The following is a 13,290-nucleotide window of genomic DNA, read 5'->3' as shown; positions in this document are numbered from 1 at the left end:
CCCGCAATCGCCAACGCCGCTCAGCCCGCGCCGTTCTCGTCGGACTCGGCTTTTTCCTCGGGCGTCAGCCGCGTGGCCAGGATCTTGTCGATGGTCTTGCCGTCCATGTCCACCACTTCGAGCTTCCAGTTCTCCCACTGCACCGTGTCGGTCACCTTGGGCAGGCGGCCGGTCAGCAGCATGATCATGCCGCTGAGCGTGTGGTAGCGGCCGCGCTCCTCTTCGGGCACGGTGTCCAGGTTCAGGCGGTCCTTCAGCTCGGGCACGGGAATGTGGCCGTCCAGCAGCCAGCTGCCGTCCTCGCGCTGCAGCGCCCACGAGGTCTCGGGGTCGCGCGGCTGGAACTCGCCAGTGATGGCCTCGATCAGGTCCTGCAGCGTCACGATGCCCTGCACCTCGCCGTACTCGTCGATGACAAAAGCCATGTGCACGTCCGACAGCCGGAAGTTGTCCAGCAGCTCCATCCCCGTGATGGTTTCGGGCACGTACAGCGCGGTCTGCAGCGTCTGCTGGGTCAGGCCGTGGGCGCGGTCGCGCAGCGTGCGCGACAGCCACTGGCGCGCGTTGAGCACGCCCAGGATGTTGTCCATGCCGCCGCGCACCACGGGAAAGCGGGCATGGTCGGATTCTTCGATGCGCTGCAGGTTGTCTTCGAACGGCGCATCGATGTCCAGGCACACCACGTCGCCGCGCGGCACCATGAGCGAGCCGATCTGGCGGTCATCGAGCCGGAACACGTTGCGCACCATGGTGTGCTCGTGCGACTCGATCACGCCGGCCGTGGTGCCTTCCACCAGCATGGCGTGGATCTCTTCCTCGGTCACGGGGCTGCCGCTGGTTTCCTTCACGCCCAGGAGGCGCAGCAGCGTGCGCGTGGACGTGGACAGCAGCAGCACGAACGGCTTGGTGGCCAGCGCCAGGAAGTTGATGGGCCGCGCGACGAGCCGGGCGAAGGTCTCGGGGTACGACTGGCCGATGCGCTTGGGCACGAGCTCGCCCACGACGATGGAGAAGTACGTGATCAGCACCACCACCAGCCCCGTGGCCGCATAGCCGCCATAGGGCAGCGGCACGCCCAGCGACTCCAGCCAGGACGCGAGCGGCGCGGCCAGCGCGGCCTCGCCCACGATACCGTTGAGGACGCCGATGGACGTGATGCCGATCTGGATGGTGGAGAGGAAGCGGGTGGGGTCCTCGCCCAGCTTCACGGCGGCGGCGGCGCCGCTATCGCCCTCATCGATCAGCTTCTGCAGCCGGGCTTTGCGGGCCGTGACCAGGGCGATCTCGGACATGGCAAACAGGCCGTTGAGGAGGATGAGGGCGAACAGTATTGCTATTTCCATACAAAGGGCGCCTTGCACGCCCTTGGGTGTTGATGAGTATGGGATTGTAAGGACGGGGGCGCGGCGGGTTTCCCAAGGGCCACGGCGCCTGCGCGCGCGGCACCCGATGGTGCAGGGCGCGCAGGCCGCAGGGCAGGCCTGGCGCGGGGTCCGTGGCGGCCCGTGCGCCGCGTGCTCAGCCGCCTTCGGTGGGCAGCCCGGTCGCGTCCCACTCGGGCAGCCCGCCGCGCAGCCAGTACACGGACTTGAAGCCCTTGGCCGCCGCCACCTTGGCCGCCTTGTAGGACTTCCAGCATTCGGCGCCGTTGCAGGCAAAGATCACGGGCTTGGCCTTGTCCAGGCTGGGAATCTTGTCGAGCGCCTGGAAATCGTCCTGGGCCGCGTTGAACGCCACGTCCTTGAGGCTCTTTTCCACATAGGCGGCAAACACGGCGCCCCGGATGCGCCGGGTCTTGAATTCCTTTTCGGTGCGCGTGTCCACCAGCGTCGCGCCCTGGGCCTGCAGGCTCTGCGCCTCGCGCGCGGTGATGCGGTTCACCCCGGGCAGGCTGGTGGGCGTGAAGAGGCCGAGCTCCGCAACGCGCCGGTACTCCGCGGCCTCGGGGCGCACGGCGACCGGGGGCAGGCCGGTGGCGGACGAGGCCCCGCCAAACCACTGGGCCAGCTTGCCGCGCGCATCGGCGGGCAGGTCCTTCTTCACCACGATGGAAAACCCGCCCGGCACCGGCTGCGAGGTGGCCAGCACGCGCGCGGTGCCCGGGTGCGCGGCGGACCATTCCGCCCACTCGTCCTCCCGCACCACGGTGGCGTCGGCCGTGCCCAGCGTCAGGGCCGTGAGTCCCGCCTGGGGAAACTTCTCGTACTGCACGGCCCGCAGGTCCTGGAACGACAGGCCCGCCTCGTTGAGCATGCCGCGCGCCATGTAGGTATAGAGCGAATCCTGCTGGGGCAGGTAGAGCCTGCGGCCCTTCATCGCCGGCACCGCGTCGATCTGCGGCAGGCCGACCAGCAGGTACCTGTCCGATTTCTGCGTCGCGCCCACCAGTTCATAGCCGCGCTGCAGGGCGGAAGCGGCCACCTGGGCGGGGCCAATAAAGATGTCGTGGCTGGCGCTGCGCGTGGCGCGCATCACGTCGGCCAGTTCGTCGCTGGTGGCCAGGGCCACCGTCTGGCCGGCCGCCTTGGAGAGCCCGGACTCGGCGGCCGTGCGCAGGATGGAGTGGGCCGCCTTGCGGGCCGTGGGCTCCACCGCCACCATGGCGGTGAGCTGGGCCTGCGCCACGGCACAGGCCGCGCACGCGAAAAGCAGCACCGCGAGCTTGCCGCCCATGGGTCTCCAGTCAGTGTTCATGGCGCGCGCCCTCTCTCAAAAGAAAGGGCGAATATGCCCACGCCCTCCGTATCTGCGTACGAATGTTTCCGATGTTTTGTATTTGTTACGTTTACTAACGACATGTCGCGCGCGGTGCGCAGGGGCTGCCGCACAGAATGCGGCCTAGGCTGAAAGCCGTGGGCCTGCCCACCGCTGTCGCGAGCCTGCCTGTTCAATCATTATTTTGGAGACCGTTTCCATGAAAGATTCCATGACATTGCCGCGCCGCCACATGCTGGCCGGAAGCGCCGCTGCCTTGAGCGCGCTGGGCCTGGCCGGATGGACCGGCAGCGCCAGGGCGCAGCAGGCTTCCAGCCCCGCCAAGCCGCTGCCCGCGTACGCGGGATGGAAGTCTTCCGATGCGCTCATCGTGCACAGCAGCAGCACGCTGGAAACCCGGCGCTCGGCTTTCGGCACCAGTGTCATCACGCCCTCCAACCAGCTGTATGTGCGCAACAACCTGCCTGCGCCCGATGCGGCCATCCTGGACAACCGGGACGCCTGGACGGTGTCGGTCGAAGGCGTGAAGAACCCGCGCAGCCTCACCCTGGCCGAGCTCAAGACCCTGGGCGTGGAAACCGTGGCCACCGTGCTGCAGTGCTCGGGCAACGGGCGTGGCTTCTTCCCCAGCAAGCCCAGCGGCACGCCCTGGGCCGTGGGCGCGGCGGGGTGCGTCGTGTGGAGCGGCGTGCCGCTGCGCAATGTGGTGGCGGCGCTGGGCGGGCTCGCCGATGGCGCGGCCTACCTCACGGGCACGGGGGGTGAGAAGCTGCCCGACGGCGTGGACCCGCTGTCCGTGCTGGTGGAGCGCTCCGTGCCCATCAAGGCCACCGAGGACGCGCTGCTGGCCTGGGAAATGAATGGCGAGCCCATCTCGCTGGCGCACGGCGGCCCGCTGCGGCTGGTGGTGCCGGGCTACCAGGGGGTGAACAACATCAAGTACGTCAAGCGCGTGGCCTTCACCGGCGCACAGTCGCAGGCGCGCATCATGTCGCACGGCTACCGCATGTCGCCCCCCGGCTCCAAGGCCAGCCCCGACCAGCCGTCGGTGTGGGAGATGGGCGTCAAGTCCTGGATCAATGGCCCTCTGCCCGAGAAGGGCCCCCTCAAGGCCGGCCAGGTGCAGGTGCATGGCGTGGCCTTTGGCGGCACGCAGGCCATCAAGGGCGTGGAGGTCTCGGTGGACGGCGGCAAGACCTGGCAGGCCGCGCGGCTCATCGGCCCCGATCTGGGCAAGTTCGCGTGGCGCCAGTTCGTGCTGCCGGTCACGCTGGCGGCGGGCACGCACGTGCTGGCCAGCCGCGCCACCGATGCCGCAGGCAATGTGCAGGCCGAGCAGCGCGAGGAAAACCTGGGCGGCTACAACAACGCGAGCTGGCGCGACCATGCGGTCACGGTGACCGCAGCGTGACCGGGCGCCCCCCTGAGACGCTGCGCGCCTTCCCCCCTGGAGGGGAGCGCGCCCCCCGGACTGGCCGTGCCAGATCCGCGGTGGCACTGGTGCTGGGGCGCATCGGTTTCCAGCATTTGCGCGTGCCTGCGCTCGCGGCCATGTCGAGCGTGCTGCTGCTGTGGACGGGTGCCGGCTGGGCGGCGGATGCCGCCGAGCTGGCGCGGGGCAAGGAGCTGTTCATCAAGATCCAGCCTGCCTGCGCCGTGTGCCACACGCTGCAGGCCGCCGGTGCCGAGGGGCAGGTGGGCCCGGTGCTGGATGAGCTCAAGCCCGACGCGGGCCGCGTGCTGCGCGCGCTCAAGGCGGGCATCGGCGTGATGCCTTCGTATGCCGAACGCATGAGCGAGAAGGACATGCAGGCCGTGGCGCAGTTCGTGGCGCACGCCACGGGCGCTGCCAGGTAGGCCGGGCGCTGGCCCGTGGTGGCAGCGCCGCCTGCGCGGCGGTGCTGCAACCCCGCTGTGCTCCCGTTCAGGCCGTGGTGCGCGATGGCACCAGCGCCTTGTCGGGAGCGCACCCCTGCAGACCCTGGAATGCAAAGTCCACTTCGGGCACCCGGCCGCTCACGATGTCGGCCAGGGCCTTGCCCGAGCCGCAGGCGTGGGTCCAGCCCAGCGTGCCGTGGCCCGTGTTGAGGAAGAGGTTGGCCACCTTGGTGGCGCCGATCAGCGGCACGTTGCTGGGTGTGGCGGGGCGCAGGCCGGTCCAGAACTGGGCCTGGCTGGCATCGCCCGCGCCGGGGAACAGCTGCTCCACGCGGCGCACGATGGCGTCGCAGCGCACCTGGTTCAGGTGGCGGTCGTAGCCGTTCAATTCGGCCGTGCCGGCGATGCGCAGGCGGTCGCCACCCCGTTCGCTGGTGTAGCGCGAGAACACGAGCTTGAACTCGTCGTCCGTCAGGCTCACCTGGTGCGCCTTGCTGGCGTCCTTGACCGGCATGGTCACCGAGTAGCCCTTGGCCGGGTAGATAGGCAGCTGGATGCCCAGCGGCTGCGCGAGCAGTGGGCTGAACGAGCCCATGGCCAGCACAAACGCATCGCCGCGCACGCGCTCGAAGCGGCCTTCGGCATTGGTCACTTCCACGTGGTCGATGCGGCCGCCTGCCTCGCGCAGCGCGGTGATGTGGTGGCCCATGCGGAACTGCACGCCCGCCTCTTCACACAGCTTGGCCAGCTCGCGTGTGAACTGGTTGGCGTCGCCGGATTCGTCCTCGGCCGTGTAGGTGGCTCCGGCCAGCTGCTGGCGGATATGGGCCAGGGCAGGCTCGATGCGCACGGCCTCGTCGGCGCTGATCACCTGGCGCTCGCAGCCGAGTTGGCGCATTTGCTCGGCCGGGGCCAGGGCGCCGTCGAACTCTTTTTGGTTGGTATAGAAGTGCAGGATGCCCTGCGTGCGCTGGTCGTACTGGAGGCCGGTGGCCGCGCGCAGCTGCTGCAGCGTGTCACGGCTGTACGTGCCCAGGCGCACGATCTGCTCGATGTTGTGGCGCGTGCGCGCGGGCGTGCAGTTGCGCAGGAAGGACAGGCCCCACAGCCATTGCCGCATGTCGGCGCGCAGGCGGAACAGCAGTGGAGCATCCTCCTTGCCCAGCCACTGCAGCACCTTGAGCGGCGCGCTCGGGTTGGCCCAGGGCTCCGCGTGGCTCACCGAGATCTGGCCACCGTTGGCGAAGCTGGTCTCGGCGCCGGGCGCACCCTGGCGGTCGATGACGGTCACCTCGTGGCCGCGCTGTTGCAGGAAATAAGCCGAAGTCACGCCGAGCAAGCCGGCGCCCAAAACGATCACGCGCATGATTTTCAAAGCCTTTCTGGGCTCTGGCGCTAGAACAACATGCGCTGGCAGCTATGAATTCAATAGCGTGCAGCTGGCGCATGAATGCCCAAGCTGCCGCTCCCCCTGTCCTTGGTACCTGAGAGATTCACCGCGCGGCCCACATGGCGCGCGGTTTGCTCCTTCGGTGCGCTTCGCGTTGCGCGAAGCGGCTCTCCAGACGGCTTTGATGAATGGTGCAGTACGGGACCTGAGCGTGTATGGGAGTTTGCGCCTTCGGTGAAGCGGACGGGGCCGCTGACTCTCCTGCGGGGGCCATTCTAGGAGCCCGCATCGCGCAAAAACCGCTTTGTCCGCGCTAATGAATCGCAATCGTTGCTGATGCTGCGGGCACGGGGTTGGCCATAATCCGCCGGAACCTTCGCCTTTCTCTCCAGGACGCCTTGATGCCCGATACCGCCTTTGATCCGCTGACCAGCGCGGCCGTGCTCACCATGGCCCGCCTGGGGCGCACGCCCCGTCCCCTCGACCTGCCCGCCGCATTGCGTCCCCAGAACGCTGCCCAGGCCTATGCCGTGCAGGACGCCGTGGTGCGCGAGCGCGGCGAGATCGCGGGCTGGAAGGTGGGCGCGGCGTCGCCGCAGGCGCTGCCTGCGCGGGCGGCCCTGGCGCGCGATTCGGTGTTTGCGATGGCCGGCGGGGGCGCGGTGCGCCTGTCCTGCGCGGGCTTCGCCGTGCTGGGTGTGGAGGCGGAACTGGTGTACGAACTGGGTGCCGATCTGCCTGCCCGGGCGCAGCCCTACAGCGAGGCCGAGGTGCTGTCCGCCGTGGCGTCGGTGCGGGCGGCCATCGAGGTCTGCGACACGCGCTACGCCGCCTGGGCGCAGCAAGGCGAGTGGAGCCGGCTGGCCGACCAGGCCTGCCATGGGGCACTCATCGTGGGGTCGGGAACGGAGAGCGCGCAGTCGGTGCAGCCGATGCGGCAGCCCGTGGTGCTGTCGGTGAATGGCGCGCAGGCCGTGCGGCACGCTGGCTGGGGCAACCCGGCGGGCGATCCCTTGCGCCTGCTCGCCTGGCTGGCCAATGGCGGCGCGCACAGCCTGGGTGGGCTGCGCGCGGGACAGTGGGTGACCACCGGGTCCTGCACCGGCACCGTGATGGTGGCGCCGGGCACGGTGGTGGTGGCTGAGTTTCCCGGCCTGGGGCGCGCCGAACTTCAACTGGGCTGACCGGCGGCGCCCTGCGCGGCGCGCGCGCCGGGCGTGGGGTCAGTTGCGGCGCGGGTTGTCGGGCTGCTGGTCGCGGCGGTTCGGTACGCCGTCGCCGTCCCGGTCGCGGTCATGGCGGTTGGCGACGCCATCGCCGTCACGGTCCCAGCCGCCACGCTGAAACTCCCAGCGGCCTTCGCGTTCCACCCAGTGCGGCTGGCGATACTGGTGGCCGGCGCGGGCCTGCACCCAGTGGCCGCGCACCCATTGGTAGCGGTTGCCACGCCATTCCCAGTGGCCTTCTTCCCACACCTGGCCCCGGCGGGGGCGGGGCACGGCTTCATGGCGCGGGGGAGGGGGCGCGGGCCTCACCTGGTACTGCGTGGCGTGGTAGCTGCGCTCCGGCTGGCCCGATTGGACGATGACGGTGCCCTGCGTGGCGGCATGCGCCTGCGGGAGGGTCCACAGAGCCATCAAGGCGATGGAGGCTGCGGTGAATGTCTTGCGGGTCATGAAGGTCATGGGATTCTCCTGATGTTCCTTGCGGAAGCGGTCACTGCATGGTGGCGGCACGGGCAGCCGGGCCGCGTAGGCGCCCTGCGGGGGGGTGCGTAGGCGGCGAGGGCCAGTTCCTGGCGCGCCCGCCGCCCTCGAGGGGGCGGGCGGCGCTCAGGCCCCGTCAATTGCGATAGGGGTTGTCCGGGCGGCGGTCGTGGCGGTTCGGCACGCCGTCTCCGTCGCGGTCGCGGTCGTGGCGGTTGGACACGCCGTCGCGGTCCCTGTCATGGTCGCGGTCGTAGCGGTTGGGAATGCCATCGCCATCGCGGTCGCGGTCATAGCGATTGGGGATGCCGTCGCCATCGCGGTCCCAGCCGCCGGGGCGCATTTCCCAGCGGCCCCCATGCTCCACCCAGCGGGGCTCGCGGTAGTAGTAGCCCGGGCGGGCCTTCACCCAGTGGCCCTGGATCCAGACGTGGCGGTGGCCGCGCCAGTCCCAGTACCCAGGCACCCACACCATGTCGCGGCGGGGGCGGGGCACCACTTCGTAGCGCGGTGGCGGGGGTGGGCCGTACTGCACCATCACCGGCGCGGGCGGCGCCTGGTAGTGGTGGGGCTGCCCCGACTGGATGACGACGGTGGCGCTGGTCTGTGCCTGCGCCACGGTCGCGGCGCCCAGCGACAGCAGGGCGATGGAAGCAGCGGCGAGTGCATTGCGGGCCATGATGGTCTCCTCAAAATGATTCCTTGCGGAACCGGAGACTTCATGGTGCAGATGCTGCGTCAAGACGGTGTAGGCGAATTGCGAAGTCTTGTGAAGTTGTGTTTCCCGTGGCGGCAAAGGCGGGGCTTTTCGTGATTTCTTTCACGCCGGGGCGTGCAGGCGGCCGTCCGGTGCAGGCCCGCGCGTGTCAACGCCACCACACCAGGGCCGCCACCACCAGCAAGGCAAACCAGGCAGGGTGCCTGCCCTCGGTGGCATAGAACACCAGCATTCCGCTGACCAAGGTGGCCAGCCCGGCCACGTCAGCCACCCAGGCCCCCAGGTTGGCATCCCCGGGTACGGTCCCCAGGCGCCACAGCAGGGCGCTCAGGGCCCAGCCCAGCACGGTGACCAGGTGCCAGGTGCCCCACAGGATGCGCACCTGCCGCTCGTGCAGCACGGGCTTGCCGCCGGTGGGCACCACGCCCTGCGTGCGCAGTGCGCGAAACACGAGGAATTCACCCAGCACCGAGTGCGCAACGCCCACCAGGGCGAGGCCCCCGGCTGCCAGTACCAGCGCAGTATTCATCATGGACAGTTTTCAAGTCAATCAGGGTGGCCGTGGAAGGTGCAGACGCGGCGCGTCGATCCGTCTTCGTCGCCTTCAGCGCCTTGGGGGCCAGCACAGGGCCAGCGCGGGCGGCAGCGCCAGCCAGAAGCCCGAGGCGGGCATGAGCACGATGCCCAGCAGCGTGAGTGCCAGCAACCCGGCACCGAGCCCGCGCATGGGGACGGGCGCCATGGCTGTGTTGCGTTCGGCCAGCAGGATGGCCCAGCCCAGCAACGCGAACAACACGCCGAACAGCACAAACCAGACCACGGCGCCCACGGCCGGGTCTTTTTGCACGCTGTTGAAAACGCCGCGCCGCACGATCTCCTGCAACTGGGTCGGAAACACGACGGCGGCATACAGCGTGTGCAGCAGCGCCACGGCCAGCATCCACGGGCCCTTCCAGCGGCTGCGAGGCGGCATGGCCGCAGAGCGAGGGGAGGGGGAGGTCAGGGTGGTCATGTGGGCGGGTTCCTAGGAAGAAAGAAGGGCGGGGCAATGCGTGCGCACCCGTGCACCCAGCCCCGTGAGCAGGTGCATCAGGCCCATCCACATGCGCTCGAACGCCGGCATTTCGCCGGGCACCTGCACCAGGTGCTCGCCCAGCACGCGCTGGTGGCGGCCGGCGGTGATGGGCGGCGGCGTCTTGGCGCCAAAATCGAAAACCGCCTGCGTGAAGGGTTCCATCTGCCAGGCCTGCATGTCGGCGAGCGCGGGCGCGAGTTCGGCGGTGTAGGCCGGCACGGTGAGGCCGGCGTTGACGAGCCCGAGTGCCTGGTAGGCCTGCAGCACCAGCGCGTCGCGCTGCGGGTCGGAGGGAGGGCGCTGCAGTGCGGACCACGCCTGTGCCACTTGTGCCCGAAACCCGCCGGAGAGGCTGCGCGTGCAGCCAAAGTCGAGCACACCCACCGTGCCATCGGGGGCGAACAGAAAATTACCAGGGTGCGGATCGGCATGCACCCGGCCCAGCACAAAAGTGCAGTGCATGAACCAGTCCCACAGGTGCTGCCCGGCCTGATCGCGTTGCTGCTGTGTGGGTTGCGTGGCCAGCCAGGCCTGCAGGTGCTGGCCCGGCAGGAACTGCTGCGTGAGCACCTGGGCCCGCGTGTGCGACAGGATGGGCCGCGCCAGCACCACGCCGGGCAAAGCCGCGTGCTGCGCAAACCATTGCAGTTGCTCGGCTTCCTGCAGGTAGTCCACCTCGCGCAGCAGCGTGGCCTCGATCTCGGCCATCACGCCGTCCACCACGGTGCTGGCGGGCAGGGGCATGTCGGTGTGGGCCAGCGCGCGCAGCGCGGTGCGCATCAATTGCATGTCGCTGGCGATGGTGGCGGCAATGCCGGGGTACTGCACCTTGACGGCCACCGTGCCGTGGCCCGCCAGCTGTGCGCGGTGCACCTGGCCCAGGCTGGCGGCGGCGAAGGCGGTGGGCTCGAAGTGGTCGAACAGCGCCTCGGGCTCCTGGCCGAAGGCCTGGCGGAACACGCGCCCCACCAGCGCGCGGTTGAGCGGCGGCGCCTGGTGGTGGGCGCGCGCCAGCTCCTGCCGCACGCCGTCGGGCAGCAGGCCCGGGTGCATGCTGAGCAGTTGCGATACCTTGAGCGCCGAACCCCGCAGCTGGCCCAGGGCGCCAAAGAGGATGCGGCCCAGGGCGGCCTCGTGGTCGGCCTGCGCCTGGGCAGACGGCGTGCTGCGCACGCGATGGCCTAGTTGGGCCATGCCGATGCGTGCCGCCGCCAGGCCCGTGATGGTGCCGCGCGCAAGCCGGCTGGTGCGCGGCGGGTCAGCCCGGGCCATGGTTTGAAGCGGCCAGTTGTTGCAGCATGGCCTGCACGATGCGGCGGTGAAACGGCGTGATGACGGCCATGTAGGCATGGCCCAGCGTGTTGTGGATGTGCACCACGGTGCTGATGACGACCGTGGGGGCACTGCCAGGCTGGCCGTGCTTGGTCAGCGAGACCTGCACATCCAGGTGTTTGTCGTCCTGCCCCATCACCACTTCGGTGTCGCTCAGATGGCGGATGAGGAAGATGCCCACGCGGTCTCCGACGCGGTAGCTGCGCGCATTGGTTGGAGAGGCTCCGCTGGCAAGCGGATGCACGTCCTGCAACTGCCCCACGTCCTTGAGACCCATCAGCCGCACCAGCTTGTTGCGCACTGCCAGAAGTTGCTCCGTCCACCGCGGTGTCCTGGCCAAGACCTCCAGCCAGGTCTGCAATGCGCTGGCGGCGGGGCGGGGATCGGTCGTTGTGAAGGCGTCAAAAAAATCCGCGTCATGCAAGGTGGCATGGATGACGGTGCCTGGGGGCACCTGGATTTCGCGCACGGCGGGGGCGGTGGTCATGCGGACTTCCTCTTGCGGGGCGTGGCCACTGGCTGTGCGGCGGGTGCCGGGCCGGCAGCGCGGGGTTTGCGCGGCGCGCGCGGCGGTGTTGAAGGCTCCGGCGAGTGGGATGTTTCGGCTGCTGCCTTGTAGGCGGGGGCAGGGCCGGGCGGTGCGCTGGCCATCGCCTGTCTGGCCAGCTGCAGCATGCCCATCAGGCCGCTGCTGTGCTGCACCATGCGGGCCATCTGGCTGCGCAGCACAAAGCCACCGAGCTGCAGCACGCGGTTGACGAGCCCTCCGCGCAGCGCCTGCACCAGCACGCCGAGCGAGAGGTCCACCAGCTGCGTGGTGTCGGCAAATTCCTCGGAGGTGTCGGCCAGCCAGTACGTCACCACACCGGCCAGGTAGTCGGTGTACAGCCCGCCCGCCATGCCCTTGAAGTCGCAGGGCTCGATCTCGCCACTGGCCTCGGCTGCTTCCAGAAAGCTGGCGACGGCCTCGCGCAGGCTGTGCCGGGCCGCCAGGGGCTCGGCCAGCATCGACAGCGGCGAGCGCCGCGCCAGGCTGCGCACCTGGGCCACGAACTCGCGGTCGGCCAGCAGGCGCTCCAGCACCGCGTCGGTCAGGCGCTGCAGCTTTTCCTGCAGGCCGTAGCCCGCGAAGCCGGGCGTCTGCAGGGTGTCGGCCAGCGCCTGGTGGGCCACGTCGTCCAGGTAGCCCAGCACGATGCGGTCCTTGGTCGGGAAGTATTTGTAGATCGTGGCGTCGCCAATGCCGGCGGCGCGGGCGATGTCCTTCATCGTCGTGCCGTCGAAGCCCTGGCGGGTCATGAGGTCCACCGCGCTGGCCACGATCTGGCGGCGGGTGGCATCTTGCTGTTGGCGGGTGGTCTTCATTTGATATCTTTAAATTGGTAAAATTTACTATTTAAAGAATAGTGTATTCGCATTAAAGAGTCAACCGGCGCTGAAACGGGCATTCGGTGCGCTGGAGGCGGCTGTTCTGAGCACTTTTTAGCCCTCTACCGCTTGTCGGTAAAGCGCAAGAAGCTATCAAAAAGATAGTGTTTGTGCTGGCTCGCCCGGCCCCCCGCCATGCCATGCCATCGCCCTCCGAAACCGGCGCGCCCAAGGCCGGTGCACCCGTGGAGCCGGCTCTGCCGGGCCACCGGGTGCGTCCCCCGCGGGGGACGCCGCGCAGCGGCTCAGGGGGGGAGTCGTCTCATCCCGGTGAAGGCCTCGAACTCCCAGCTGCGCATGGCCAGCAGCAGGGTGTAGCCCTCCAGCTCGCGCGGCGGCAGTTTCTGGTCGGCCAGGTGCTGCTGCGCGAAGTCCTGCGCCACGCGCTGCATGCGCTCCATGAAGGCGGGCGCCAGGCCCCGGCTGATGGTGCCGTGCACCAGCAGCACGCCTTCGCCCGGGCCGTCGAAGCCGCCCGCGAAGTAGTCGAGCAGCGCATGCTCGCGAAAGTAGTTCATCACCGGCCCGTGGGGCCGCCAGCGGAAGGTCTTGGCCAGCTTGAGGCGGTAGCGGTTCAGCGGCCGCAGCTCGATGATGCCGATGCGGTCGAGCTGCGCGAGGTACTTGATGCCCTCGGCCTCGGTGAGGCGGTAGGTGGTGGTCACCTGCTCCAGCGTCCACTGGCTGAGCACGCAGATGGCCATGAGCAGCAGCTTCTTGTCGGCCACCACCGCGCGCTCCTGCTCCTGGCTCAGTTCCTTGAGCAAGGGCTGGCTGTCGGCCACGCGGCGCGCCAGGTCGGCGAAGTCCAGCGCCAGCGCGCGGCAGATAGCGTCGATGCGCGACAGCGGCATGTCGCCCTTGGCCAGCATGCGCTTGACGCTGGACTCGGCCATGCCCAGGGCCTGGGCCAGGTCCGCGTAGGTCATCTGCGCGGTCTTGAGTTCCTTTTTCAGGGCGGCAACGAGGTCGGCGGTGGTGCTCATGGGTATCGATTATCGGTACCCAGGGTGCTCCGGGTGGCCCTCCGTGCGACTTTTCGCGGCCC

Annotated in this window: 14 protein-coding genes and 1 riboswitch; of the genes, 3 read left to right on the top strand and 11 right to left on the bottom strand. The window is 69.2% G+C overall.

Annotation, left to right across the window (positions count from 1 at the left end):
* Positions 1-20 precede the first annotated feature (20 nt).
* Together AC07PV_RS18370 and AC07PV_RS18365 are read right to left on the bottom strand one after the other, a co-directional pair.
* Positions 21-1,343, bottom strand: a complete 1,323-nt coding sequence (locus AC07PV_RS18370; protein WP_218296854.1) for a hemolysin family protein — start codon at positions 1,341-1,343, stop codon at positions 21-23.
* A gap of 175 nt (positions 1,344-1,518) precedes the next feature.
* Positions 1,519-2,694 (bottom strand): rhodanese-like domain-containing protein, encoded by a 1,176-nt coding sequence (locus AC07PV_RS18365; RefSeq protein ID WP_255591614.1) that lies wholly within the window; start codon positions 2,692-2,694, stop codon positions 1,519-1,521.
* Between the two features lie 220 nt (positions 2,695-2,914).
* Here AC07PV_RS18365 and sorT point away from each other — a divergent pair, with 220 nt between their 5' ends.
* Together sorT and sorU are read left to right on the top strand one after the other, a co-directional pair.
* Positions 2,915-4,126 carry a SorT family sulfite dehydrogenase catalytic subunit gene (gene sorT, locus AC07PV_RS18360; protein WP_494630997.1) on the top strand — a complete coding sequence of 404 codons (1,212 nt, stop codon included), beginning with the start codon at positions 2,915-2,917 and terminating at the stop codon, positions 4,124-4,126.
* A gap of 140 nt (positions 4,127-4,266) precedes the next feature.
* The gene (sorU, locus tag AC07PV_RS18355; protein ID WP_304505101.1) at positions 4,267-4,572 is read left to right on the top strand and encodes a SorU family sulfite dehydrogenase c-type cytochrome subunit; all 306 of its coding nucleotides are present in this window, start codon (positions 4,267-4,269) and stop codon (positions 4,570-4,572) included.
* Positions 4,573-4,639: 67 nt separating this feature from the next.
* On the opposite strand, the gene AC07PV_RS18350 is transcribed toward sorU, so the two are convergent.
* Positions 4,640-5,959, bottom strand: a complete 1,320-nt coding sequence (locus AC07PV_RS18350; RefSeq protein ID WP_494630996.1) for a D-amino acid dehydrogenase — start codon at positions 5,957-5,959, stop codon at positions 4,640-4,642.
* Positions 5,960-6,054: 95 nt separating this feature from the next.
* Positions 6,055-6,168: riboswitch (glycine riboswitch) on the bottom strand.
* Positions 6,169-6,384: 216 nt separating this feature from the next.
* Here AC07PV_RS18350 and AC07PV_RS18345 point away from each other — a divergent pair.
* Positions 6,385-7,167 carry a 2-keto-4-pentenoate hydratase gene (locus AC07PV_RS18345; protein WP_494630995.1) on the top strand — a complete coding sequence of 261 codons (783 nt, stop codon included), beginning with the start codon at positions 6,385-6,387 and terminating at the stop codon, positions 7,165-7,167.
* 39 nt (positions 7,168-7,206) lie between these two features.
* Here the strand turns inward: AC07PV_RS18345 and AC07PV_RS18340 are convergent, their stop codons facing one another.
* From AC07PV_RS18340 to AC07PV_RS18305, 8 genes are all read right to left on the bottom strand, one after another.
* Positions 7,207-7,659, bottom strand: coding sequence for a hypothetical protein (locus AC07PV_RS18340; protein ID WP_369643803.1), 453 nt, complete (start codon positions 7,657-7,659; stop codon positions 7,207-7,209).
* Between the two features lie 166 nt (positions 7,660-7,825).
* The gene (locus AC07PV_RS18335) at positions 7,826-8,368 is read right to left on the bottom strand and encodes a YXWGXW repeat-containing protein (RefSeq protein WP_218296858.1); all 543 of its coding nucleotides are present in this window, start codon (positions 8,366-8,368) and stop codon (positions 7,826-7,828) included.
* Positions 8,369-8,555: 187 nt separating this feature from the next.
* Positions 8,556-8,939, bottom strand: coding sequence for a hypothetical protein (locus AC07PV_RS18330; RefSeq protein ID WP_494630994.1), 384 nt, complete (start codon positions 8,937-8,939; stop codon positions 8,556-8,558).
* Between the two features lie 72 nt (positions 8,940-9,011).
* On the bottom strand, positions 9,012-9,419 hold the full coding sequence (locus AC07PV_RS18325; RefSeq protein WP_494630993.1) for a DUF6463 family protein: 408 nt from the start codon (positions 9,417-9,419) through the stop codon (positions 9,012-9,014).
* A 12-nt stretch (positions 9,420-9,431) separates the two neighbouring features.
* On the bottom strand, positions 9,432-10,754 hold the full coding sequence (locus AC07PV_RS18320; protein ID WP_494630992.1) for an ABC1 kinase family protein: 1,323 nt from the start codon (positions 10,752-10,754) through the stop codon (positions 9,432-9,434).
* Positions 10,741-11,301, bottom strand: a complete 561-nt coding sequence (locus tag AC07PV_RS18315) for a DUF2867 domain-containing protein (protein ID WP_494630990.1) — start codon at positions 11,299-11,301, stop codon at positions 10,741-10,743. The genes AC07PV_RS18320 and AC07PV_RS18315 overlap by 14 nt, the downstream gene beginning before the upstream one ends.
* The gene (locus AC07PV_RS18310; RefSeq protein WP_494630989.1) at positions 11,298-12,179 is read right to left on the bottom strand and encodes a TetR/AcrR family transcriptional regulator; all 882 of its coding nucleotides are present in this window, start codon (positions 12,177-12,179) and stop codon (positions 11,298-11,300) included. The genes AC07PV_RS18315 and AC07PV_RS18310 overlap by 4 nt, the downstream gene beginning before the upstream one ends.
* Before the next feature lie 308 nt (positions 12,180-12,487).
* Positions 12,488-13,228 (bottom strand): helix-turn-helix domain-containing protein, encoded by a 741-nt coding sequence (locus AC07PV_RS18305; RefSeq protein WP_218296863.1) that lies wholly within the window; start codon positions 13,226-13,228, stop codon positions 12,488-12,490.
* Between the last annotated feature and the right edge of the window lie 62 nt (positions 13,229-13,290).

The sequence above is a fragment of the Acidovorax sp. GW821-FHT09A11 genome, assembly GCF_059418365.1.
This window is presented reverse-complemented; position numbering and strand designations above follow the sequence as displayed.